Here is a 24,712-nt window from a genome sequence, read left to right on the forward strand (position 1 = left end):
ACTAGCGACAACTATCTCCATATCTAAAATTCGGGCAGAAACCTACATTGATCTGTTATACATGCCTCTACTGCATTTACTTCTTTCTTGCTACGATAAAGTTATTAAAAATAAAGATTCATTAGGAGGATGGTCCGTGGATAACAAATTGCATCTTGCTAATTTCAAAGTTGTCAAACAAATGAAAAAAACGAATGAAATTCCAAAAGGTGTGAAGATGATACAAGCACCACAAATTTGGGCAGAGACTAAAGGTGAAGGAGTTACGATAGCAGTACTAGACACTGGATGTGATACAAAACATATTGAACTATCAAACAGAATCATCGGTGGAAGAAATTTTACAACAGATGATGGTGGGAACCAACATATTTTCGAGGACTATAACGGACATGGTACACACGTGGCTGGTACGATAGCAGCTAGCTTGAATCACCGCGGAGTCGTTGGCGTTGCACCTAAAGTAAATTTATTGATCGTTAAAGTACTAGATAAAAACGGTGAGGGTGAATATGATTGGACAATTAAAGGAATTAAATATGCTATTGCACAACAAGTAGACATTATATCGATGTCCTTAGGAGGAGTTGAAGACTTACCTGCACTACACAAAGTTATCAAAAAAGCTGTATTGCAACACGATATTCCAATTGTTTGTGCTGCCGGTAATGAAGGGGATGGAAAAACCCAGACCAATGAGTTATCTTATCCCGCTTATTATAATGAAGTCATCAGTGTTGGTGCTATTGATTCGGACCACCAATCCTCGCGCTTTACCAATTCAAACAGTAAAGTTGACCTAGTAGCTCCTGGAGAAGATATTACATCTACCTATATAAATGGTGGATACGCTGTATTAAGTGGCACATCTATGGCAGCCCCTCACGTATCAGGCGCATTAGCATTAATAAAAAACATAACTAGTAAACAGTTTGATCGTAAATTAACAGAAATTGAATTATATGCTCAGTTAATTAGACGTACACTTCCTCTTGGTTTTGATACGAGATTTGAAGGAAATGGATTAATCTATCTAACGTTATTAGACTCCTTATCAACAACCTTTAACAACTTAACAATGCGCGCATATCAATTATAACCTCCTGAATTATTTTAGTTTTCCCTCCAATCATATAAGAATATTCTACTTTTTCTATCATTCTTGATATACTTGTACTAACGCTCAGATTAGAAAGTAGGCTGTAATGATGCAAGAACTCCATTTTGAGGATGCTTGGAATCGTACGATTAGTGATAAAGACAAACAATTAATTCATGCAACATTTAATCAAACTTGTGAAAACAGTATAGATCAAATACATTTTAGTGTGTTTCGAACAGCCGTTAATCATAAAGGTGAATATTTAATTATGGCATTAATCCATAATTTTTCAGACGTCACTTTCACGTTTTCAAATACAACTGTATATTACGTGGAAAAAGAACAGGTAATTGCTAAACAATGTTTTTCTTTTCCACAATTAATGATTAAAGAAAAAACAAGTATGCCTTGGACATTTATTTTCCAAAAAGAGTCTTTTGATTACGATCCTAGTTTTGAAGACCCGGCTTTAACAATTTATCTGAAATAACATAAAGTAAAGAGCCCTACAGCCAATAAAGGTTATAGGGCTCCTATCTATTTTCATCTAACAACTATCGAAAATGAATTAAGATTTTCGTTAATCTTCATCCTTAACATCTATATCTTCTGGAATCGGCTCACTTAAAAATTCCTGCATCTGTTGTTTATACCGCTCCATCTGTTTGAAGTGTTCATTAAACTGTTCTTTATTAATTAAATAATTCTCTCCATCATGAATCGTACGAATACGCTGTTGAAAAATTAACTGCCTAACCTCTTTTTCAGTTACACCTATATATTCTGCCGCTTCACTTATCGTTAAATACATACATATCATTCCTTCACAAGTTGATAAAACGCGCTTGGAACTTCTACTTTAAATTCCAATGTTTTATTCGTTATTGGATGTTTAAATGAAAGCACATTTGCGTGTAAAACTAAACGTCCAATTGGGTTTGTTGCTGCACCATATTTTTTGTCGCCAACAATCGGTGTCTTTATTTGTTCCATCTGTACACGAATCTGGTTTTTCCTACCTGTGTCTAGTTCTAGCTCTAGTAAGGTGTGTTTTTTGTTTGCAGCTAACTTTTTAACATGTGTGATTGCCTTTTGTCCACCATTATCCTTTGCTGAAGCATACATTTTATGTGTCTTTGTTTCTTTCAACCAGGATACAAGCGTTTGCTGTTGCTCGGATATACGGCCTTCAACAACTGCAACATACGTCCTTTTTTTGACGACTTGCTTCCAATGATCCTGTAAGCTTCTTTTCACCTTTTCTGTCTTAGCAAATACCATTACACCAGATGTTTCTCGATCTAGACGATGCACAATAAAAATTCTATTCTTTGGATGCTGCATTTTCACATGTTCCATCAACTGATGATATGCTGTTTGTTGTTTTTCTTTTGATGAGGCAATAGATAATAATCCCGCCTCTTTGTTGATAACAATCACATCGTCATCTTCGTGTAGTATAGTAATTCCTTTATTCTTATTAGTAGGAACAGCATGCTTTAAAATCGTAACTGTATCTCCTGGAACAAGGTTGCGATTAAATTGTGTTTCTGCTTTCTCACCTACAAGCACTTGACCTCTTGCCAACATAGATTTTGTCCGGTTTCTACCTTGATCGAGGTTTTGTAATAGAAATTGTAATAACTCACTCTCTTCTTTGACTTGAAAAATATATTGATCTTTACTTCGTTTCTTTGTCATGTATGATTTTCACTCCGTCATCTCTTTTATTAACTTCATTATGCTATGTAAAAAGCGCCATTACAAGGGTAAAGGCGCTTATCTTTTGATTAATTTAAGTGCATTCTTACTTTGTTTCTTCTATCAATAAAGAAATAAATAAGGATTAAAATTAAAAAGAAACAAATTGTAATATACCACGGAAATGCAGAGATTGCTTCTCCAAATGCAGTATAAATGATAGCGGGTGCGATTAATCCTAAAATGGAATAATACATATATTCCCTAATATTCTTGGTCATCTCCATTAAATAAAAGGATAACAAATGAAAATGAACAAATGGCATCACTCGCAACACCATTACCTGTGATACGGTGATTGTTCGATCTTGAAACATTTTCTCTTTTAAATCAGCGATCTTTCTGTGCAGTTTGGGAAGACGAAACACAATTTTGTATGAGATCAGGCTCATTAACGATAATCCGATTAATGAAAGAATTGCACCTTGCACAAAGCCAAAAACCACTCCGCCCACTACACAAATAACGATTACGGGAATGAATAAAATAGGTCGAATAATGTGCAGCACCACAAATAAGGCCGGCGCAAGCCATCCAGCATGGTCGATAAATGCTTCGATGGATTGATTAACTTCATCCATGCAGAGATTCCCTCCTCGTCTTTTTTAATGAAACAGTATATGCATCTTTATTCTTTTTGTACATGATAGGTGTTTAGATAAGAACGCCTAGGAAAAATATCTGGACGCTTTTGATCGATTCCATCATCCGTTCTTCTTTTTTTGTGTGCTTGCTTATATGCTTTCGAATGTTGCCAATCGGTAAACGCTTTTTCAGATTTCCAAAAGGTCATAATCACATATGTGTCAAAGTTTACCGGACGACAAACTCGAATAGCCAAAAAACCTGCTTCCTCTTCAATCTTACGTGCACGATTTAAGAAACGTACTTCAAATTGTTCTCTTCCTTCTTCGGAAACTGGAATGTGGTTAAACACAACATACATTTCCTTATCATAATCTATAGGTAATTCACCGTCAATCACCTTATATTTTATCGTGTCTTTAGATAAGCTTTGATCAAGCATCGCTTCTTCTGTTTCTAGCATGTACACTTTTTTACTTTGCTGTACCAAACATAAGATTGGTTCATCTATTTTGCAAGTAGACTTTTTATCAAAAATATAAATATACATCGTAGTTCTCCTTTGGATGATTAGATTCTCCAAGGTCATTCTATCTGAATTTCCGAACAAAATAAAATAAAAACAATGATTTTTAATTCTAGCTTGCTATGAAACGCGTTTCATCCGATAGAATAAAGTAAATTGCTTACCTATTATCCGGCGCTATACCACATTAATGGTAGCGTAACGGTAATATGTAAGCTTTTTTAGTAAGTATATATAAAATGAATCTACTTTATTACTAAAAAAGAAAGCAGCTATAACCACTTTTCTGAATATAGCTGCTTACATTCATTTATTTTAGGTTACGATATCAATCATTAAACTTACCAGAATAATAATAATCGCACAAATCGGATATATCACAAAAAACAGCATTCTACGTTTAATAAAAAATAGTAGCAATACTGCATTACTGATTATTAGTAAAATAGATGTCCATATTGATAAAATTAGCGGACTATTATATACGATAATATCTCTAACGATTATTACGGTCATAATTACCGCCAATACTGCAAGCAACGATAATACTACCTTTTTAAGAGCAGATGTTTCAACGTTGTTCATTATACAGTTCCACCTTTTTGTAAAAAATAATAAATATGGTTGTTCTAAAATTACACACTCTATATACTATATACAAGATATTTGTACGATATTGCAAAGGAGTGGTAATATGACGACTTGCGATAACTGCTCAGAAAAAATTGACTATAAAACTAAATTGAAATCACAAAAGAAAAATAGGTTTGAAATAACCTGCCCGAATTGTAGTGCTACGTTAAAAGCAACCCGTGGAAGCGTAGTTTTTTGCATGGGTTCTAGTTGTATCCATATTGCTTTTAAATAGTTTACCATTCGGTATTTTGATTAGATCTATACTTAGCGTTTGTTGGTTATTACTATTATTCAACATTTTCCCTTCTTTTCTCTTAAGATATAAGATCGAAACGGATTGACTTACTCGTAAAATTTTATTCAACTGAGTTATGACTATATAATTAATAAGATTAGTTTCAGATCAATCCATTTATTACTGATTCAACCAGGTAATCAGGTTTATCCGCGAATTATCAACTAACACATTCACTCAGATTAATCTTCACTTTGTTCTTCCAAAAGCAATTCCAATACTCTTCAACCACTTGCTTCATCCTAATATTCCAAATTTATTTATAGCTTTATAACTTTAATGCAATATTCACCATATAATTTATTGCTTATAAGTTAATTGTTCGTTTTATAAAACCATCAGTATAAAAAATAGTTGATAGGAAATAAATGTACTAATACTTTTTTTATCTTAGAGGGGATTTTATGAAAAGGCAATCGAAAATTAATCATAAGAAAAATGAAGAATTATCTCAAGATAACTCTTCATTCCCAATCGAGATTAGTCATTATCTAGAAGACAATATAAATATTATTAAAAAAATGTTAGGTAATCCAAGTGATCTAATTATTCGAGAATTAACATTGGGCAATCAGCGTAAAAAGGCAGCCATCATCTACATAAATGGACTTATTGATAATCAACTTGTTCAAAATAATGTTCTTAAAGAAATACTATCTAATCAAACTGAAACAAAGACAGATCTATTAGATTATCTTTACCAAAAAATAATTGCGATTACAGATATAAGTAAAGTAAAAACATTAGATGATGTTTCCTTTGGAATTTTATCTGGCAATACAGCGCTATATATCAATGAAACAGACACAGTACTATTAATGGGAACTGCAAGTGGTGAGCATAGGTCAATAGAAGAGCCGCAGTCAGAAAGGTTAATCCGAGGTCCAAAAGCAGGATTTATAGAAGATATCAATACGAATATATCTTTAATACGTCAAGATATCAAAGATCCTAACTTACGTTTTGAAACACACCACATTGGCAGACGATCGAAACAAAAGATAGTCGTTAGTTTTATAGCTGGAATTGTAAATATGAACATTGTCAATGAGGTTAACCGACGTTTAAAGAGTATTGATACTGATTATGCCTTTAGTTCAGGTGAAGTAGAACAATGGATACAAGACAGCTTCTTATCACCTTTTCCTCAAATAGGTGATACAGAAAGACCGGATCGAGCAATTCAATCACTGTTAAAAGGAAAAGTAGTTATTTTATTAGAAGGTACACCGTTTGTTCTTATTGCACCAATAACATTAGTCGAAACCTTTCACTCATTAGAAGATGACAATCAACGATGGCTAAATGGGACATCGTTAAGATTATTACGTTATCTAACAGCTTTTATCGCAATTTTTTTGCCTAGTCTGTATATTGCCCTTGTAACCTATCACCCAGAAATGCTTCCTGCAAAATTAATATTCTCAATTGCAGCTTCACGTGAAGGTGTGCCTTTTCCAGCTTTCGTAGAAGTAGTCATTATGGCGATAACTTTTGAAATTTTACATGAAGCTGGAATAAGACTTCCTAAAATTATTGGGTCAACGATTGGTATTGTTGGCGGTCTAGTAATTGGTGAATCAGCCGTAAGTGCAGGAATCGTAAGTCCAATTATGGTTATTATTACTGCCCTTACAGCAATCGCATCTTTTACAACTCCACAATATAGTATGGCAATCAGCTTACGTTTATTGCGATTCTGCTTTATGATTGCAGCAGCTGTGTTTGGACTGTATGGAGTTATTCTCGTTTATATTGTAATTAACATTCACATCGTTAATTTAAAAAGCATTGGTGTTCCATATTCTTTACCCTTTGCACCTTTATTTATAAAAGATTGGAAAGGATTAGTTATCCGATCTCCTTTAATGATGCTAATGAATCGCCCTAATTATTTGAAAGTAACGGATAAGAGGAAGAGGAGACAAACAAAATGAATAAGTTAGAACTTAGCTATGAAGCCATTCATGACCGTGATATCTTAATTGCAATACCTTCTATGGCAATTGCTATAGGAATTCTATATATGCCTAGAAAGTTGGCACAACCAACTATTGGACTTGATGCTGTCTTATCTATATTATTAGGAGGCATCATTATTATCCTATTCACATGGTTAACAGTACGATTAGCTTCTAAATTTCCAGGTCAATCATTTATTACATATGCTTCAAAACTAGCATCCAAACCTGTTGCTATTGGCATAACTCTACTTTTTGTTCTTCATGGCATATTTATTACTTCTTTTGAAATACGCGCAATTTCTAATATCTCACACTTATATCTATTTGATAAGACACCTATAGAAATTATTAGTTTTGTTTTTTTGTTAGCAGTTGTATATGCCGTATCTGGTTCTCGAGCGGCCATTTTTCGTCTTAATGCCTTATTCTTACCATTTATTATTGTTGCCATCATAGCACTAGCTTTATTAAGTTTTAGATTTACAGAGATAAATAATGCGCTCCCTGTTTTTCAAACAAATCTAGATGGATATTTTGTTACTACTTATCGTAGTATGTTAACAATTAGTGGCTTTGGTGTGCTCGGATATCTATTGTTTTATGTTCCGTTAATAAAATCACCAACACAGACATCTAAGGCTTCTATTATTGGTGTGTTATGGGTAATTGCTTCTCATTTAATTGTTTTGATAATTACCATTTTAGTATTCGGTAATATCGCAACATCAAATTTAATATTTCCTGTAATCGAATTGGCAAGAGATATCGAATTACCGGGTGAATTTTTTAATCGTTTTGATTCTTTATTTTTTGCAATATGGATAATGGCCATTTTTAATACAAGTGCAATGTCATTTGATGTAGCAGTGCTTGCTTTACAGTCGCTATTCAAAAAAGTAACTAAACTAAAAATAGTCTTTATACTATCACCTATCATTTACTTTATTAGTAGCTTACCTAAAAATTCATATGAAACTGGATTATCAGGAAGAGTAATTGGTTATTTAGGTTTAGGTTTGTCAATAGGTGTAACACTTCTTTTGTTCTTGTTACGTATGATTAGAGGGGTGAAATAACATGCATATTCAAAATGCTCCCCTTATTACTCTGTATATTTTAAGCTTGCTGTTACTAACTGGCTGTTGGGATAGTGTTGAATTAGAGGAGCGAGCTTTCATTTATGGAGTTGCTGTTGATTTAGCTAATGACAGTACAAAAAATGATTATCAGTTGAGATTAACTGATCAGCTTGTTGTACCTAGTGGTATCAATACTACCTCAGAAGGAGTTACTAATCAAAAAGCTTACCGTAATTTATCAAAATCTGGTGACAATTTGTTCGATATTAATAATAAAATCTCCAAACAAGAAAATCGCACCATGTTTGCTGAACATTTAGAAGTAATTATTTTCTCAGAGGAAGTCGTCATGCAACCAGACTTGTTTAAAAAATCTCTGGATGTGTTTACTCGAACACAAGATATGCGTCGAGGTATTAAAGTCGCTATATCAAAAGGAAAAGCAAATGCTTTACTGGAAATAGTACCTGAAGACGTTAAACTCCCCTCAGAGTACATAAGCACATTACTAGAAAATCAACGAAGTGCTGAAGTATCTTATCCACTAAGACTTGGTGATTTAAACGAGTACTTATTAATGGAATTAAGTTTTGTTATGCCTTACTTATATATTTTAGATGATGAAAGCATTGAAAATGATGGTGTCGCTGTATTTAATGGTAAAAAAGGGGGAATTGTTGGCATTTTGAATGGTACTTTAACAAAAGGAAGAAATATAATTACAGGTGACGCTAATTCTGGCACAATATCCATTTCAGCTGATGATACCAAATTCACTGCCGAGCTTATAGATAATAAAAGTAAAATAAATTTAGTCAATGAAAAAAAGAATAATCTAAAATTTCAATTAGAGGTAGAAGTGACTGGGATTATATCAGAGACAGCTGATAAGAATAACCCATTTACTAATTCAGAAGCATACGAGGAGGAATTAGTAAAAAAAATTAGCTCTTTAATTAAACAAACGATAGAGAAAGCTCAAAATGAATTACAAACTGATATTTTTAAAATAAATGTTTACCTTCGTAACCATCATTATACACTTTGGGAATCAATAAAAGAGAATTGGGATACAGGCGAGAACTACTTTAGACAAAGCGATATTAGTGTAGATGTTGATGTCACAATAGAACATTCTGGAAATACACTATACAATTCTGAAAAAGAGGGGGGATAACATGTGGAATGCTGTTGTCGAGCGTCTACCATCAAATCTAGCTATTATATGTGTTATTTTATCTTACTTTGTTCCATACTTTGTTTATAAAATAAATCAAAATTTACACAAATACGGTGATCCACCTTGGAAAATAAAAAACAATGATTAAATTCTATCCTGTACGTTTACAACAAAACAGAGTAGACAAAAAAACATTCCCTATACCTGCTTATGGGGAATGTTTTTCTTTTTAATGTCGTTTTTCACAATGTCTCGTACTGGGATTGAACCAGTGACCCCTTGCCTGTCAAGCAAGTGCTCTCCCGCTGAGCTAACGAGACACGTTATTAATTCCGTAGCACTATTATCATAATCATGTATCAAACTGTTGTCAATAGTGTTTGTAAACAATTTGTCATCTGGCTGTTATAAGCATAGCTAAACTTGTGTATGTAACCAATTTTTTCTTGCAGAATATATTACCAGTATTTTCGATATCCATTGTGGATTCTATCCTTCTAGCATTCTTCCATTTTTTAGATAGTGAAAGGGTATGTTACAACTGATAGCCTTGAAGTAGAGTCATAGATTACAAGGAGGCTATCATGAAAAACATTAAAAAAATCATATTAACTATTGGTCTATCTTTCACAATATTTTTAACACCATCTATTGCAAGTGCAGCTACACATACTGTTCAAAGTGGGGATTCACTATGGAAAATATCAAATTACTATGGTGTTTCTTTAACTGCACTGCAACAAACAAATCATTTAAAAGGAACGATGATTTATCCAGGACAAAAACTAACGTTGCCAACTAGTATTTCTAATCAAGAAGTAGATTTATTAGCTCGTCTTGTTCATGCAGAAGCAAAAGGAGAACCTTATGCTGGGAAGGTTGCCGTGGCAACTGTTGTACTAAATCGAGTCGATCATCGTGATTTTCCTAATACGATAAAAGGAGTCGTTTACGAACGCTCACCAGGCGGATACTATGCTTTTACACCGGTTAAAAATGGTGCAATCAATCAACCTGCTGACAGTTCTGCTAAACGTGCTGTACAAGAATCACTTGCATTTCGTGGGCAAGGAAAAGGATCGATTTACTTTTACAATCCGAGAACTGCTAAAAGTGACTGGATTTTATCAAGAGAAGTAACGACTACGATTGGTAATCACCGCTTTGCAAAATAATATTAATAAAGCTCATTAATCTGTTGAACGCCAATACAATTAAGCGTCGTATTGGCGTTCTTCCATGGTGCTAATGAGTTTTTTTTATTATTGTTTCATTTAAATTAGCTTTCCACTTTTTATTTCTTTTAGTAAAAGATCTCATGTTATACTAAGGAACAATATTACTGCAAAAGGGGATTCTTACATGGAAATTGTAGAGGTACAAAATAAAAAACAATTAAAGGATGCTTTTTCGGTTCGAACGAATGTATTTGTTCATGAACAACAAGTGCCAGAAGCGATCGAAAAAGATAGCTTAGATCAACAAGCTACACATTTTGTTGGGTACATAGATAATAAACCTGTTGCTGCCGCTCGTTACAGAATCGAATTAGATTACGCTAAGCTAGAACGGATTTGTGTGGTCAAAGCATTTCGAGGTCAATCATTAGGCAAAGAACTTATTTTACATATAGAAAAATCACTGCTGCAAAAAGGCGTTGGAAAAGTCAAACTAGGTGCACAAACCCATGCGGAGTTATTCTATCTTAAACTTGGATACCAAACCGCATCTAGTGTGTTTCTTGATGCAGACATGCCACACGTTATGATGGAAAAACAGCTATTCAACTAAAAGTCGCATAAAATAATTCTTCGCTGTCCATGCTAATAGTTAGCAATGTCAATTGGGGAGGATTATCATGCAACTTGTACCAGATATTTTTGTAGAATCATTATTTGGATTTGTTGGATTGTTTATTTTAACAAAGGCACTTGGAAAAACACAAATCCGTCAACTCACTGCGTTTGACTTTATTTCCGCATTAATTTTGGGAGAATTAGTTGGTAATGCTTTATATGATGACAATGTTGGACTTGTTGGTATTGGTTTTGCAATATTATTATGGGGTGTACTATTATACGTCACGGAAATTGCAACCCAAAAATTCAAAAAAAGTCGTTCCTTACTGGAAGGTAGACCTTCTATTGTCATTCATGAGGGAAAACTTAATCGAGAAGTAATGGCAAAAAGCAAGCTTGACATGAACCAATTACTTCATCTGTTGCGATCAAAAGATGCATTCTCTATTCGTGAAGTACAATATGCCATTTTAGAAACGGATGGAACAGTATCAGTATTGAAAAAAACATATGCTCAACAAGCCACACGATTGGATCTAAATTTACCTGCAGAGAAAGTCACATTATCTAGAATGTTAATTAATGACGGAGAAATCATTGAAGATAACCTGAAGGAAATTAAACAAAATAAAGAGTGGTTAATAGAAGAATTGAAGAAGCAAGAAGTATATTCATATAAGGACGTATTTTATGCGGAATATACAAAAGGAGAGAACTTACTTATTCAAACGATGTAAGTTCTCTCCTTTTTATATGACTTGATTAACAAACTTTCCTGTTCCGGTTAAGTCTGTATATGTCTGTTCTGTCACTGCTGTATGCGCGGATGCTAATGCTGATTTTGCGTTATGTCTTTTATGCTTCGTGCTTAATTCAGAAATGTCTGTTGCTTGATCCTCTATGTTTTTCTGATAATCCATATCTAATTGAATGGGGTATAACTGTTCAATTGGATATGGATCACGCTTTGGCTGTGTCACACGTGCATGATAATTACTATATTGATAATTAGTTACTGGTAGTATATAACCCATAAGCTACTCCTCCTTAGTAATTATATACCCAATTTTCTAAATAACATTCCTAATTTCACGAAAAATATTTAGACCAGGAAGACATTTGTTTTTCAAACGAACGCATGTGTTCTTCTGTTTCTTTAATAATTGGTAATACCTTTTTTTCGGGATATCGAAAATACCTTTCATTTTTCTCTAAATGTTTCGCTACAATAGCTACATTATTTAATAAACGTTTGCTATTCACACAACTTCAACTCCCTTCTCTAATACGATAAAAAAAGAGATAGCCCATTTGTGGTACTATCTCTCCTGTATTATAGCCAAGAAAATGGACGTCGCTCTGATCTTGGTTCTTCTTTTTCATCAGTTTCTTCTTCCACTTCTTCTGCTTCTTCTGCTTCTAGTTTTTGTTCAGGCTCAACATGTTCATCTGCTCGTCTTCTCACGCCAAAGAAAGCATCAAATGGTCGTGGACGCTCACGCTCAGTACGTTGTTGGGTAGGTTCAAAATGTACATTATCTGCTTTTATGATTAAATCCTTCACGTGTATCACTTTTTTTGATTCTGACACAATAGTTCACTCCTTTTCACTAAAGACTTAGTCGCTATTAGTCTATGTAACTAGGTTCAGTTTGTTTGTGACATACGCCCGTTTTTTATAAATTACTTATTTTTACTTGTAAGCAGATGAATGCCTACACAAACATTGTAACTGTACATAAGCTATAAGTGACGAATGAGTCATTAATTTTATCGAAAGGAGTTCATCGTTATGACATGTGGAGGTAAATACGATTCAGGAAATTGTGTATCAGATATTCTTCGCGAAATTGCTGATGCGCAGTCTGATTTACTAAATGATTGCGTAACAAGTTGTGAGCAATCTATTGCAGATTTGTTAGGCGACACAAGTCCTTCTAACGGTCTAGACACTGTACCTGTTATTTTATATTGCAAAGGAACTTGTAAACCTTTTAAAGGCTACGGCGTTCCGGCAGATGATCTAGGAGATGCTTTTGCTAGCTTTTACTTTAGAGTGAAAAGTGTTGACAAAGATAACTGCGCTGTATTAGAACTACTTCGTGAAGAAAATGATCCTAAAAAAGATCCACGCTCTCCTGTCGAGCAACATACTAGTGATTTAGAAGTAACAGGAGTATGTATTACTGTTGATTTAGATTGTTTCTGTCACATTACTTGTCTACCAGCAATTAGCGCATTTTAAATGAATAAAGGCTTGATGTTATTTTTGACATCAGGCCTTTTTCATTTTATCTACTTTATTAAAATCCTAACAAACGAATAGAAGCAATTTCATGTAATAAAATTTGGTGATATCTTGGTCTTTTAAAGGTTTCAATATAAACTGTTTCTTCTTTCCTCTCTCTTATAATACCTTTAAATCGTTCATCTTCAGTTATAACCTCACATTTAATTTTTGGCATAAAGCCTGGAGATGCAGCTAAATAATCCACTTGCTCAATAAGTGACATTTCAGCAAAAGGTACTTTCTCCTGTGATTGATTCACCGTTTTAGCTTCATTTTCTTCTTCTTCCTCATCTTTCTCTTCATCAGCTTTTTCAAGTATTTCCTCTTGTTCTATTGGTTCTTCAATCGAATCATTTTCTAGATTGTGATTTTCTGGTGATTCATTTTCATGTATATCGAGTTTATCCGTCTGTTTTAGTTCATTCGATTTTGAGCTTTTTCTAGATTTAGGGCGTTTAGTTGGTTGAGAAACAGTGGTTGTAGATAATTTTTCGGGCTTAGGCGAATGATAATTCTCCTGCATATTAGGGGTTGGGGCTTGTAAATCAGGCTGATCAATATATAACATCGGGCGTCTCTTAGTAGACTTTCCTCTTCTAGACACAAAACATTCCTCCTTAAAAACATTCTCCACGTTAATATATGAAAACAAGGAAATTTGTGTGCCCAAAAATGGGACACTAGGGTCTGACCCCAATGTCCCATTCCTGTTATGACAAACCTAAAATGTTATATCCTGAATCGACATGAATGATTTCACCGGTCACTCCGCGTGATAGATCACTTAGTAGATAGTAAGCAGTATCTCCCACTTCTTCTTGTGTCACTGTACGACGTAATGGTGCTTTATCTTCAATATCTTTAAGCACAGAGTTGAAATCACCGATCCCTTTAGCTGATAACGTACGGATCGGGCCAGCTGAGATTGCATTCACGCGTACACCGTATTTACCAAGATCATTAGCTAAATACTTCATGCTCGCATCAAGACTTGCTTTAGCAACTCCCATTACATTATAATTTTGTACAACGCGCTCACCACCAAGATAGGTCATTGTTACAATCCCGCCGCCTTCTGTCATTAATGGCTGTGCTGCTCTAGCAACAGCAACTAATGAATAGGCACTGATATTGTGTGCAAGTAAATAACCATCACGGCTTGTTTCAACAAATTCACCTTTTAGATCTTCTTTTTGTGCAAAAGCAATACAATGTGCGAGTCCGTGTATTACCCCAACATCTTGCTTTATCTCATCAAACGTTTGTTTTACTGCGTCATCATTTGTTACGTCACACTCATAAAATAAAGCATCTTGACCATCGAGTGTAGCAACTAAGTCTTCTACTGGTTTCTTAAATCTTTCATTTGCATAAGTGAAAATTAATTTTGCTCCTGCTTGATGTAATGAACGAGCAATTCCCCATGCAATACTCCGCTTATTCGCAACCCCCATAATTACATATGTACGACCTTCTAAAGAAAAATTCATTTGACATCCTCCCAACGGAATTATAGGTTGTTATTAGTACCTGATACTATTTTATCCTAATTATACTAAAAACTCAATTATTATTGTCCAAAAAAAGATCTACCCCATTCTCCCTTGAGGTAGATCTGATCTTTATTAACTAAACTCTAATAATTCTTGTAGTTCTTCCACATACTCAGTTGATCCAGTAACAACTAAATTATCTCCTAAGCGTAATTGTGTGTCACCATGTGGAACAATTGAGTCATTGTCTCTAAAAATACGAACCATTATCACATCACCTGTAAAAGGAAATTCACGCAGCATAATACCATCATAAACAGAATTATTCATTTGAATTTCGTACAAGGCACTTTCTTGATTCGTTAAGATGTCCACTACATTCGGTGCCTCGATCATCGCTTTTAACAATGTCTTCGTTGACAATAAGAAAGAAAATACTTCCACACCATTCTCTTTTAATTGTTTGTCAATGTGTGAGGTTTCTGCTCTAGCAATAACACGCTCCACACCATTATGTTTCGCATAGCATGCAATTTCTTTATTTATTTCTTCATTTCCCGTTGAAACAACAACAATGTTAGAGTCAAACACACCTAACTGTTGTAGTTCATTGATGTCATACGATTCTACTTCTTTAATATCAAAAACAGATTTAGTAATTTTATCGTCTAATTTATCTAAACGAGTGTGATACAAATGTGATTCAAATAATTCTTGATCCAACTCTCGAACAACAGGAAGTGTCGCTTGGTTCGATCCGATAAAAGTTACAATTTGTTTAGGGATAGCCTCTTCATGATGCACATATAACTTCTTGAAAATAGGCGGTGTAATAATACAAGTTAACACAGCAACAAGAATTAGTGCACTTTCCATTTGAGTATCAATTACTCCAATTCTTTCGCCAATTGCAGCTGCAGCAATAACTAACGATAGTGTTGAGGTTAAAATCATGCCTGCTCCAAATACTGTTCGTGTATCATACCATTTTTTCAAAAACAACACTGGAAGTAGTTTAGATACCAATAAAGCAAGCAATAATAATGGAATCAGCATTAACACCATCGGATCACCAAATAATGTCCAAATATTAATCTCTACACCTATCATTACAAAGAAGATAGGAATTAAAAATCCATAGCCAAAACTATCCAACTTTTGGACTAAATCCTGGTTCGGTGCCAGTAATGATACAAGTGCCCCTGCGATAAAAGCACCTAAAATATTTTCGGCACCAACAGACTCTGATACTGCTACTAAAAAGATGATCAATGTAAATACAGCTCTAGTACCAATTTGAATGGTTCCTTTTGACATTGCTTCGAGAAAGGACTGATTTTTAAAATGCCTTCCAACAAAATAAAGTACAATACCAACAGCAAAGAGAATTAGCAACAGCCACATGTTTCCTGATCCATCTCCATAAATAGAAACAAAAACTGCCAACAGAATCATTGTCACTAAGTCTGCAATAACAGCAATTAGTAGAATTGTTTGCCCAATCGGCGTTTTCATTGCTTGGGATTCCTTCAATGTTGGTACAACAACACCTAATGAGATAGTTGAGATGATTAATGTCATTAAGAATATATTGTCAATAAATCCAGCTAAAACAAATAAATAAGATAAGCCTAGTGACAGTAAAAGAATTCCGATAAAAACTATAGTCGCAACGACGACCGGATTCATACTCGTTTCGCTAGCATCGTTTCTCTTTTTCTTTTTCTTAGAAAATAGAGAGAAATCAATTTCAAGTCCACTTAAAAACATCAAAAATATAAATCCAAGTGTTGATAATGTTTCTAACCAATTACTTTCTTCTACTAGATTAAATCCACTTTGTCCTATGATTAAGCCTACAATTATTTCAGCCACTACAACCGGAATTACATTTAAACGTAATCGATGCATAAGAATCGGTGTGATAAATGCAGCGATAATTACAATAACAAGTGAACTAACTGATTCAGGATGTGCCTCCAATGTGGTCAGCCTCCCTTTTTATTTTTTATAATAATAGATTCATAAATGCAGTTGCTAAACCGAAATAAATCATAACCGATATAATATCGTTAATTGTTGTAATAAACGGTCCTGAGGCAACAGCAGGATCGATATTAAAGCGATCCATTACTAAGGGAACTAATGCGCCTGCAATTGTTGCTACAATTAAAGTTGCTGCAATAGATATTCCTACTAACATGCCAAGAAATACCGAACCTTGCCATACATACACGACGATAGTAATAACAACACCACAAGTGATACCGGTAATTAAACCAGTCATCGCTTCACGCATAATAATTTTCCATTTCCCTTGTTTTTCAATTTCACCTGTAGCTATCCCACGCACAGCTACAGCTAATGCTTGTGTCCCTGTATTACCTGCCATCCCCGCAATTAAAGGGATAAATATCGCAAGAATTGCAACCTTATCTAAAGTCTCTTCAAATCTTCCAATAATACTTGCTGTAAATAAACCCAAGAACAAGAGGATAATAAGCCATGGTAATCTTTTTCGAGCGGAAACAAATGCATTATCACCAGAGCGCTCCATATCGGAGACCCCTGCTAATTTAGAATAGTCATCATTTGCTTCTTGATCCATAACGTCCATAATATCATCGACTGTGATAATACCTAGCAGATGATCTTGAAAATCCACTACCGGTAAGGCAAGAAAATCATAGTCACGCATCATTTGTGCAATATCTTCTTGGTCTTCTCCGACGGGAACGGAAACAACACGTTCACTCATTACATCAGCGATTAGCCAATCTCCTTCTGCTATAATTAAATCACGTAAGGAGATAACACCAACTAATCTCTTGTCTTTGTCTATTACATAGAGATAGTAAATCGTTTCCGCTTCAGGTGCTTCTTTTCTTAAATGTCGCATAGCTTCCTTGACCGTTTGCTCTGTATGGATGACAACAAACTCTGTTGTCATAATACTACCGGCAGTCTTCTCTTCATAATGTAGAAGTGCTTTAATTTCTTCAGCAGCTTCCTTTTCCATCATCGTCAAAAAACTTGCGACTTTATTCTTATCTAAATCATTTAATATATCAACGGCATCATCCGTAGCCATTTCCGCTAATATTTGTGCAGCAAATGTTGGATTCATCTCAATGATAAATTGTTCAGTTAATTCTTCATCTACGTGTTCCATTACATCTGCAACTTCTTTAGGCGACAAATAGGTATAAATTAAAAAACGAATGTCTTCTGTTTGTTCTTCGAATATCTTCGCTTGGTCATATGGATGTATTTCTAAAAATTCAGCACGAAATTGATCAATTTGTTCATGAATAAGTGCATCCTGAATTTTGTTCCATAACCGCTCTCTTTCTTGTTGTTCTAAATGTTCCATTGGAAAGTCCCCTCCTTCATCGCCCAGACCGTACTATAGTAATCGCCAACAATAAATTTGTCAATGAAAAAGAAATGTTAGCTAAGCAGAATTTAGCATATATTTTGTTTTTTTGCTACACTTGATTTCAATTATAAAAAACAATACTTAAAAAATAAAACAATTTAAGGTAAACTAAGCAATAGAGTTTAAATTATTATTATAGAAAAGAGTTTGATCAACAATGGAAAAGAATACTTCCCCTAAAATAGATTATACGTTAATTTCAATTGTTATTTTATTAGCGATTATTAGTATATTTACTCTATACACATTGGAACCATATATAAATGAAGCTTTTCACATTAAACAACTCGTTTGGTATATCGTTGGATCAATGGTGATTGTTGCAATTATGTTTGTTGATTACGATCGATTACACCAAATTGCATGGATTCTTTATGGCTTCGGTATGCTAATGTTAGTCATGCTTCATTTTCATTTCCCTCCAGGGATAGCGCATAGAGCTGGAGGAGCTTGGGGTTGGTTTAAAATAGGTCCTATTTCTATACAACCTGCAGAGTTTATGAAAGTAATACTAATTATTGCCCTAGCACATCTCATTGTTATGCACAAAGAAAAATTTAAGATGGATACAATCAAAAATGATTTATGGTTGCTTGCTAAAATGGCATTTGTTTCGCTTCCTCCTATGGGTTTTATTGCCTTACAGCCTGATTTAGGTGGATTCTTAGTGCTCGTTGCGATTATCCTGTCAATGATTCTTGTTTCGGGTATTCAATGGCGTATTATTCTATCCTTAATCGGAACCGCTGTTGTATCGGTCGGATTGTTAATATTTTTGTTTGTGTCATTTCCGGAAAAAATTGATCAGTTAGCCGAAGATTATGGGTTTGAACATGTGGAACGACGATTTAATGCATGGTTGGATCCCGCTAATAACACACAGGGAGATTCATATCAATTAATTCGTGCGATGCGCGCAATTGGATCTGGGCAACTCTCAGGAAAAGGAATTGGAGAATTCGAAGTTTCCCACATCCCTGAACGTCAAACCGATTTTATTTTTTCTGCAATAGCGGAGCAGTTTGGATTTATCGGATCTAGTGCTCTATTAATACTATTTTTCTTACTGATTTACAGATTAATTCATATAGGTTTACAAAGTAATGATCCTTTCGGAAGTTATCTTGTTACCGGTATGGTAGGAATGTTTACTTATCAAATATTTCAAAACATCGGTATGTCCATTAACTTATTACCGATTACAGGTCTTCCTCTTCCGTTCATTGGATATGGTGGTAGTTCAACGTTAACCTATTTAATTGCAATCGGAATTGTATTAAATATTCATTATCGAACCAAAGTATATATGTTTGATTCATAATTTAAACACCACGGAGGTTACTATATGGGTATAGATATTATTGGTGATGTACACGGTTGTTATGAGGAGTTACTTGATTTATTCAAAGAGCTCGGCTATTTGAATGATAAAAATATTCCTATTCATCCAGATGGACGAACAGCAATATTTTTAGGTGATATTACCGATCGAGGGCCATATTCAATTAAAATGATTGAACTGGTGTATGAAATGGTCGTAGAAAAGAAAATTGCTGCGTATATTCCAGGTAATCATTGCAACAAGCTATATCGTTATTTCCTCGGAAATAACGTAAAAGTGAAGCACGGTCTAGAAACAACCGTTGCAGAATATAATAACCTTTCAACCACTAAACAGCATAAAATAAAAGATAAGTTTATCCAATTATATGAGAATGCACCATTATATTTAGTGCTTCCAGAATATCAAGCTGTTGTGGCGCATGCAGGAATTAAAGAAGAATTAATCGGCCGTAACGATAAAAAAGTAGCCACCTTTGTTTTTTACGGTGATATTACTGGTGAGACACACGAGGATGGACGTCCAATCAGGCGAGATTGGGCTCAAAATTATCAAGGAAACAATTGGATTGTTTATGGTCATACTCCAGTTAAAGAACCTCGTATCGTGCATAAGACGATTAACATCGATACAGGCTGTGTGTTCGGGAATAAACTTACTGCTTTTCGTTTACCAGAAGAAACAACAATTAGTGTACCTTCGAAACAACCTTATTTGGAAGAGAAGTTCCGTTATTTTGATTAAAATTGATGCCTCCCCTATTGCACAACCTAAAAAATACTCCGAACGAAATTTATATCTCATTTCGTTTGGAGTATTTTTTTCATATCTGGAGATAAATCGGATGTAAATGTATAGTGCTTTTTGGTAATCGGATGTGTAAACGATAAAGAAACACAATGTAGCGCTTGGCGTTTTATTCTCTCTACTTCGCCTCCATATAGTTCATCCCCTAGTAACGGATGACCGAGATAAGCAAAGTGTACACGAATTTGATGTGTTCTTCCCGTTTCCAATTTAATATGTACTAGTGAGTCAGTAGTTGTTTCCTTGAGTACTTGATAGTGTGTGACCGATCGTTTACCCTCAGGGGCTACCATTCGCTCTATAATAGAGTTTGGATTCCTAGCTATTGGCGCAACAATTGTTCCGTTTTTTTCTGTTAAGTGCCCTGACACAATCGCTTGATAGCGACGCTCAATTGCACCTTTCTTTTGTTCTATTGCAAGGATGGAATGACTCAAACGATGTTTCGATATTAAAATCAATCCAGAGGTGTCACGATCCAGTCTAGTAACAATATGCACCGTGAAATCTAATTGTTTTTTTTCATAATGATGTAATATACCATTGGCAAGTGTTCCTGTTTTATGATGAATCGAGGGAATGGAAGCTATGCCTGCTGGTTTGTTAATAACCAGAATATCGTTATCTTCATAAACAATATCCAAATCCAATGGTTCTGCTTTCATAAATGTGCCACGGTGTTCTTTAGGAAACTTAACTTCTACGGTATCGCCTGTTTGGATTACTTTTCGAACAGTTGCAAACTCATTATTTACCATCAAGCAGCCAGGTTCAAACTTGACTGCTTTAATTATTCGTCTCGAGAAGCCTTTTCTTTCTTTTAAATACTCTCTTAGCATTAAGCCACTTTCTTCTTTAGTCACTTGCCATTTCAATGTAACTTCACCTTTTCGTCTTTCTTATCGTTCATCAGATATAAAGGAATCACGAACCCGCTTCCAAAACGGAAAGGAGCGAAACCTAGCGAAACGTATTTTTTCTTCTGCTACTTGATATTCAATGGATTTAATATCAACAACACTTTTCGTGATATGATCAATAGTTAATAAAAAGCTTTGGTTCTCCTCAACTGGTTTAAATTCACAAATATGATGCTTCGGCAGAATCAATGGTGATCCAATTGTACGATAAACTCGATTATTGATGGAGGACATTTCTGTGATTTGTAATGTTGCCAGTGAAGGATGAATAATTGCTCCTCCAAGTGCTTTATTATAGGCTGTACTTCCAGATGGAGTCGAAATACACAAACCATCGCCTCTAAATCGTTCAAAGTGTTCCCCTTTAATATCTACATCTAATACAACAGAGCCTTCCACTTTTTTAATGGATGATTCATTCAAAGCAAGATATCGTTTGGACTTTTTATCTTTTGTGTGAATAGTCATCGCTAATAATGGGTATTCCACTACTTGAAATGGATTTTTCGCAATATCAATAACTAATTTTTCTATTTCTTCTGGAACCCAATCTGCATAAAAACCTAAGTGCCCTGTATGTACCCCAATGAAAGCTGTTTGATTCAATCGATGGCTATAGTGATGAAATGACTTTAAAAATGTTCCATCTCCACCAACTGATATGGCTAAGTCAGGCTCTGTTTCATTATATTCTAAATCAAAATCAGTTAAATATTGATATATTAGTGCTTTAATACTCTCAGACTTATGATCACCTTTTGATGTAATGGAGAATTTCATAAGTTACGATCGCCCTCCTCCTTTATGCTTATGGGTAGATTTATATTGATTAAAAATCCGTTGCGCTTCTTGAACTTCGTCTTTAATCATTGACATTTCTTCATCTAACTGAAAAGCCGCTTCTGCTGCTCGTTTTAATTTGTTTTGAACATGAGAAGGAATTTGACCTTCATATTTGTAATTCAAGGAATGCTCATTGGTTGCCCAGAAATTCATTGCAAGAGTCCTAATCTGAATTTCTGCAATAACTTGTTTTTCCCCTCTAATTGTAGCGACCGGATAGCAGATAATCATGTGATAAGAACGGTAACCACTTTCCTTCTTATCTCTAATATAGTCTTTTTCTTCTATAATCTTAAAATCATTTCTTGAACGTAACATCTCAACAATAGTATAGATGTCATCAACAAATTGACATACAACACGAACACCCGCAATGTCTTGCATATCATTTTCTAATGTTTCATATGAGATGTTTTTTCTATTTGCTTTATCTATAATACTTGATATAGGTTTCACTCTCGCAGTAACAAATTCAATCGGGGAATGCATTGACTCATGTTCGTATTGTGCTCTTATCCCCTTTAATTTTATTTTTAATTCTTCAACTACTTGTATGTAAGGTGCAAGAAATGTTTCCCAATTCAAACCGGCCATCGCCTCCACATTTAAAGTTCTTTATTTACAATCATTGTATCATATGTTGAACCAAAATCATTATAATACCTTTAGAAACTCGCTTCAACGTAAATCATTCGACATTCTTCTTCTACTTCCTCTATACTAATAGATAAAAAAGGGAAAAACGAACAGGAGTTGTAATCTATGACACAAGAAGTGGAAATGGAAAGCAAGAACTTATTGACGAAGCAAGAATATGAAAACTTATTGGAACACTTAAATCTATCAATAGATGAGGCAAAAAAACAAGTGAATTATTACTTTGAAACACCAGATTTTCTTTTAAAACAAAACGGTTGTGCATTACGTATTAGAGAGAAAAACAATGTTTGGGTGTTAACTTTAAAACAACCCTATAAAGATGGCTTATTAGAAACACATGATCAGTTGACAGAAGCAGAAGCCATTCAGTCTATTTCAAATCAATTAATTGTAAAAACAGATGTAGCCAAACAATTATCAGAACTAAAGATTGATAATCATTTCATTCAATTTAAAGGCACACTAGAAACACATCGATTAGAATTACCTTATAAAAACGGGCTAGTTGTCCTCGATAAAAGTAAGTATAACAATTGTGTTGACTATGAATTAGAAATTGAATCCTCTTCAATGAGAAATAGCGAAAAATTAATGGAAGAATTAATTGAAAGTAATGGGATTACGATAAAAAACACCCCGAATAAAATCGAACGTTTTTTCAATAGTTTGTCACAATAACTTTCTTTTTGGGTTGCCTTCCAAACAGATAAGTTGCCCAACCTCAAGTCTGCCTGTTAGAATAATCTATGACAAAGTTAAGTAGTGTCAAAACATTTTACTATTAAGTAATTTGCCTAGCTCAAATGGGCAACCTAACATAAAAAAAGATAACGTTTAAAGTGCGAATAAGTACATCTTATATGAAAACACTTGATAATGAGAAAGGAGAATCGATGTGAGCTGGAATCAATCTGGGCCATCTAATTACGCTACGGCACAGCTTGGCTACTTTGATCTTCTTAGAAAACCGATCGAGATTTATTTGTTTATCGACCCACTTTGTCCAGAAAGTTGGTCATTGGAACCATTGTTAAAAAAATTAATGTTAGAATATGGACGTTTTTTCACTATTCGTCCGATTATAAGTAGTCGTCTATCCTCTTTTAATCAAGAAAAGGGAAATAATGATTACTTGAAACAACAATGGGAGAGAACAAGTAGCTTGACTGGAATGTGTTGTGATGGTGATCTATGGAAGGAAAATCCGGTTAACTACCCTTCCATGCTTCCACTTGCAATTAAAGCAGCCGAATTACAAGGTAAAAAAGCAGGCAAGAGATATTTAAGAAAAATACAAGAGTGTGTGTTCTTGAATAAACGCGACATTTCAATTGAAAACAATTTAATTACCTGTGCATACGAAGCAAATTTAGATATTGTTGAATTTAAAAAAGATCTCTATTCTAATTCTGCTAAAAAAGCATTGCAATGTGATCTCAAATTAGTAAAAGAAATGGAAATAGATTATACTCCTTCGATTGTTTTTTTCAATCAATCTGTAGATGATGATGGACTAAAACTATCTGGTGTTTATCCTTATGAGATCTATGTCAAAGTATTGAAACAAATGTTAGAAAAAGAAGTGAAGCCAGTTGAACGGCCATCATTAGAAGAGTTTATCGCTTATTATGGCTTTGTTGCTACAAAAGAAGTGGCTGTCGTTTATGATTGGTCATTAGAACGTACAGTGAGAGAATTAAAGAAATTAAAGCTAAAACAAATTGTATATGAATTCCCAGTAAAGTATGGATCGTTTTGGGAATATAGAAATTAAAATAGAGGAACTGACTAATCAGTATCCTCTATTTTAATTTTTTGTACAAAAAAAGAGAGTGTACAGGGTGGTACACTCTCTTCACCTAGTCTATTTATAGACAAGGGGGGATGGGAGAAAGTTTCAGGTCAAACAAAGGGGTTTTGTTTGTTAAACATCTCACATTTAGACTATACCAAGTATTTATCTATTGTGCAATAATTTAGCTTATAGTTTC

The 24,712-nt window shown here is 34.3% G+C and carries 28 protein-coding genes and 1 tRNA gene; 14 read left to right on the forward strand and 15 right to left on the reverse strand.

Annotated features, from left to right (window positions below; all coding sequences use genetic code 11):
- The first annotated feature begins 136 nt into the window (after positions 1 to 136).
- Positions 137 to 1,099: a S8 family peptidase gene (locus tag HP569_RS04675; protein WP_281366432.1), complete on the forward strand. Its 963-nt coding sequence runs from the start codon at positions 137 to 139 to the stop codon at positions 1,097 to 1,099.
- Positions 1,100 to 1,208: 109 nt separating this feature from the next.
- Positions 1,209 to 1,592, forward strand: a complete 384-nt coding sequence (locus HP569_RS04680) for an SLAP domain-containing protein (RefSeq protein ID WP_182200002.1) — start codon at positions 1,209 to 1,211, stop codon at positions 1,590 to 1,592.
- Between the two features lie 90 nt (positions 1,593 to 1,682).
- Here the strand turns inward: HP569_RS04680 and HP569_RS04685 are convergent, their stop codons facing one another.
- From HP569_RS04685 to HP569_RS04700, 4 genes are all read right to left on the reverse strand, one after another.
- Positions 1,683 to 1,913, reverse strand: a complete 231-nt coding sequence (locus HP569_RS04685; protein ID WP_182200003.1) for an excisionase family DNA-binding protein — start codon at positions 1,911 to 1,913, stop codon at positions 1,683 to 1,685.
- Between the two features lie 5 nt (positions 1,914 to 1,918).
- A complete protein-coding gene (locus HP569_RS04690) occupies positions 1,919 to 2,803 on the reverse strand; it encodes an RluA family pseudouridine synthase (protein WP_182200004.1) in 885 nt (294 codons plus the stop codon).
- 89 nt (positions 2,804 to 2,892) lie between these two features.
- Positions 2,893 to 3,444 (reverse strand): TVP38/TMEM64 family protein, encoded by a 552-nt coding sequence (locus HP569_RS04695; RefSeq protein WP_182200005.1) that lies wholly within the window; start codon positions 3,442 to 3,444, stop codon positions 2,893 to 2,895.
- A 47-nt stretch (positions 3,445 to 3,491) separates the two neighbouring features.
- On the reverse strand, positions 3,492 to 3,998 hold the full coding sequence (locus HP569_RS04700; RefSeq protein ID WP_182200006.1) for an antibiotic biosynthesis monooxygenase family protein: 507 nt from the start codon (positions 3,996 to 3,998) through the stop codon (positions 3,492 to 3,494).
- A gap of 1,311 nt (positions 3,999 to 5,309) precedes the next feature.
- Here HP569_RS04700 and HP569_RS04705 point away from each other — a divergent pair.
- The 4 genes from HP569_RS04705 to HP569_RS04720 are packed head-to-tail and all read left to right on the forward strand — an operon-like array spanning position 5,310 to position 9,276.
- Positions 5,310 to 6,842: a spore germination protein gene (locus HP569_RS04705; protein WP_182200007.1), complete on the forward strand. Its 1,533-nt coding sequence runs from the start codon at positions 5,310 to 5,312 to the stop codon at positions 6,840 to 6,842.
- Complete coding sequence (locus HP569_RS04710) at positions 6,839 to 7,945, forward strand: GerAB/ArcD/ProY family transporter (protein WP_182200008.1); 1,107 nt, start codon at positions 6,839 to 6,841, stop codon at positions 7,943 to 7,945. The genes HP569_RS04705 and HP569_RS04710 overlap by 4 nt, the downstream gene beginning before the upstream one ends.
- A gap of 1 nt (position 7,946) precedes the next feature.
- Positions 7,947 to 9,125 (forward strand): Ger(x)C family spore germination protein, encoded by a 1,179-nt coding sequence (locus HP569_RS04715; RefSeq protein ID WP_182200009.1) that lies wholly within the window; start codon positions 7,947 to 7,949, stop codon positions 9,123 to 9,125.
- 1 nt (position 9,126) lies between these two features.
- Positions 9,127 to 9,276, forward strand: a complete 150-nt coding sequence (locus tag HP569_RS04720; RefSeq protein ID WP_182200010.1) for a hypothetical protein — start codon at positions 9,127 to 9,129, stop codon at positions 9,274 to 9,276.
- A 100-nt stretch (positions 9,277 to 9,376) separates the two neighbouring features.
- Here HP569_RS04720 and HP569_RS04725 read toward each other — a convergent pair.
- A tRNA-Val gene (locus tag HP569_RS04725) sits at positions 9,377 to 9,448 on the reverse strand.
- 264 nt (positions 9,449 to 9,712) lie between these two features.
- Between HP569_RS04725 and HP569_RS04730 the strand changes: the two genes are divergently transcribed.
- The 3 genes from HP569_RS04730 (at position 9,713) to HP569_RS04740 (ending at position 11,664) form a co-directional block, all read left to right on the forward strand.
- Positions 9,713 to 10,303: a cell wall hydrolase gene (locus HP569_RS04730; RefSeq protein ID WP_182200011.1), complete on the forward strand. Its 591-nt coding sequence runs from the start codon at positions 9,713 to 9,715 to the stop codon at positions 10,301 to 10,303.
- Between the two features lie 187 nt (positions 10,304 to 10,490).
- Positions 10,491 to 10,919 (forward strand): GNAT family N-acetyltransferase, encoded by a 429-nt coding sequence (locus HP569_RS04735; protein ID WP_182200012.1) that lies wholly within the window; start codon positions 10,491 to 10,493, stop codon positions 10,917 to 10,919.
- A gap of 67 nt (positions 10,920 to 10,986) precedes the next feature.
- Positions 10,987 to 11,664: a YetF domain-containing protein gene (locus HP569_RS04740; protein ID WP_182200013.1), complete on the forward strand. Its 678-nt coding sequence runs from the start codon at positions 10,987 to 10,989 to the stop codon at positions 11,662 to 11,664.
- 12 nt (positions 11,665 to 11,676) lie between these two features.
- Here HP569_RS04740 and HP569_RS04745 read toward each other — a convergent pair whose 3' ends face one another.
- The 3 genes from HP569_RS04745 to HP569_RS04755 form a co-directional block, all read right to left on the reverse strand.
- Positions 11,677 to 11,961, reverse strand: coding sequence for a hypothetical protein (locus HP569_RS04745; protein WP_182200014.1), 285 nt, complete (start codon positions 11,959 to 11,961; stop codon positions 11,677 to 11,679).
- Positions 11,962 to 12,016: 55 nt separating this feature from the next.
- Positions 12,017 to 12,190, reverse strand: a complete 174-nt coding sequence (locus HP569_RS04750; protein ID WP_182200015.1) for a hypothetical protein — start codon at positions 12,188 to 12,190, stop codon at positions 12,017 to 12,019.
- A 70-nt stretch (positions 12,191 to 12,260) separates the two neighbouring features.
- Positions 12,261 to 12,518, reverse strand: a complete 258-nt coding sequence (locus HP569_RS04755) for a hypothetical protein (protein ID WP_182200016.1) — start codon at positions 12,516 to 12,518, stop codon at positions 12,261 to 12,263.
- Between the two features lie 201 nt (positions 12,519 to 12,719).
- Here HP569_RS04755 and HP569_RS04760 point away from each other — a divergent pair, with 201 nt between their 5' ends.
- A complete protein-coding gene (locus tag HP569_RS04760) occupies positions 12,720 to 13,172 on the forward strand; it encodes a CotY/CotZ family spore coat protein (protein ID WP_182200017.1) in 453 nt (150 codons plus the stop codon).
- Between the two features lie 58 nt (positions 13,173 to 13,230).
- Here the strand turns inward: HP569_RS04760 and HP569_RS04765 are convergent, their stop codons facing one another.
- The 4 genes from HP569_RS04765 to mgtE form a co-directional block, all read right to left on the reverse strand.
- Positions 13,231 to 13,821 (reverse strand): CotO family spore coat protein, encoded by a 591-nt coding sequence (locus tag HP569_RS04765; protein ID WP_182200018.1) that lies wholly within the window; start codon positions 13,819 to 13,821, stop codon positions 13,231 to 13,233.
- Positions 13,822 to 13,927: 106 nt separating this feature from the next.
- Positions 13,928 to 14,707, reverse strand: a complete 780-nt coding sequence (gene fabI, locus HP569_RS04770; RefSeq protein WP_182200019.1) for an enoyl-ACP reductase FabI — start codon at positions 14,705 to 14,707, stop codon at positions 13,928 to 13,930.
- Between the two features lie 135 nt (positions 14,708 to 14,842).
- Positions 14,843 to 16,693 carry a monovalent cation:proton antiporter family protein gene (locus tag HP569_RS04775; RefSeq protein ID WP_182200020.1) on the reverse strand — a complete coding sequence of 617 codons (1,851 nt, stop codon included), beginning with the start codon at positions 16,691 to 16,693 and terminating at the stop codon, positions 14,843 to 14,845.
- A 25-nt stretch (positions 16,694 to 16,718) separates the two neighbouring features.
- Positions 16,719 to 18,083: a magnesium transporter gene (gene mgtE / locus HP569_RS04780; RefSeq protein WP_182200021.1), complete on the reverse strand. Its 1,365-nt coding sequence runs from the start codon at positions 18,081 to 18,083 to the stop codon at positions 16,719 to 16,721.
- Between the two features lie 223 nt (positions 18,084 to 18,306).
- On the opposite strand from mgtE, the gene HP569_RS04785 reads away from it, so the two are divergent.
- Both HP569_RS04785 and prpE read left to right on the forward strand, forming a co-directional pair.
- Positions 18,307 to 19,470 carry an FtsW/RodA/SpoVE family cell cycle protein gene (locus HP569_RS04785; protein ID WP_182200022.1) on the forward strand — a complete coding sequence of 388 codons (1,164 nt, stop codon included), beginning with the start codon at positions 18,307 to 18,309 and terminating at the stop codon, positions 19,468 to 19,470.
- Positions 19,471 to 19,494: 24 nt separating this feature from the next.
- Complete coding sequence (gene prpE, locus HP569_RS04790) at positions 19,495 to 20,235, forward strand: bis(5'-nucleosyl)-tetraphosphatase PrpE (protein WP_182200023.1); 741 nt, start codon at positions 19,495 to 19,497, stop codon at positions 20,233 to 20,235.
- A gap of 56 nt (positions 20,236 to 20,291) precedes the next feature.
- Here prpE and HP569_RS04795 read toward each other — a convergent pair whose 3' ends face one another.
- Genes HP569_RS04795 through yjbM form a run of 3 tightly spaced genes read right to left on the reverse strand, consistent with a single transcriptional unit; the run spans position 20,292 to position 22,646 of the window.
- Positions 20,292 to 21,173, reverse strand: coding sequence for an RluA family pseudouridine synthase (locus HP569_RS04795; protein ID WP_246366917.1), 882 nt, complete (start codon positions 21,171 to 21,173; stop codon positions 20,292 to 20,294).
- A 24-nt stretch (positions 21,174 to 21,197) separates the two neighbouring features.
- The gene (locus tag HP569_RS04800) at positions 21,198 to 21,998 is read right to left on the reverse strand and encodes an NAD kinase (protein WP_182200024.1); all 801 of its coding nucleotides are present in this window, start codon (positions 21,996 to 21,998) and stop codon (positions 21,198 to 21,200) included.
- A gap of 3 nt (positions 21,999 to 22,001) precedes the next feature.
- A complete protein-coding gene (gene yjbM / locus HP569_RS04805) occupies positions 22,002 to 22,646 on the reverse strand; it encodes a GTP diphosphokinase (protein ID WP_281366435.1) in 645 nt (214 codons plus the stop codon).
- A gap of 177 nt (positions 22,647 to 22,823) precedes the next feature.
- Between yjbM and HP569_RS04810 the strand changes: the two genes are divergently transcribed.
- The gene (locus HP569_RS04810) at positions 22,824 to 23,399 is read left to right on the forward strand and encodes a CYTH domain-containing protein (RefSeq protein WP_182200026.1); all 576 of its coding nucleotides are present in this window, start codon (positions 22,824 to 22,826) and stop codon (positions 23,397 to 23,399) included.
- 217 nt (positions 23,400 to 23,616) lie between these two features.
- On the forward strand, positions 23,617 to 24,495 hold the full coding sequence (locus HP569_RS04815) for a ClpXP adapter SpxH family protein (protein WP_182200027.1): 879 nt from the start codon (positions 23,617 to 23,619) through the stop codon (positions 24,493 to 24,495).
- Positions 24,496 to 24,712: the final 217 nt, after the last annotated feature.

Source organism: Paraliobacillus salinarum (genome assembly GCF_014083865.1).
GTDB lineage: Bacteria > Bacillota > Bacilli > Bacillales > Amphibacillaceae > Paraliobacillus > Paraliobacillus salinarum.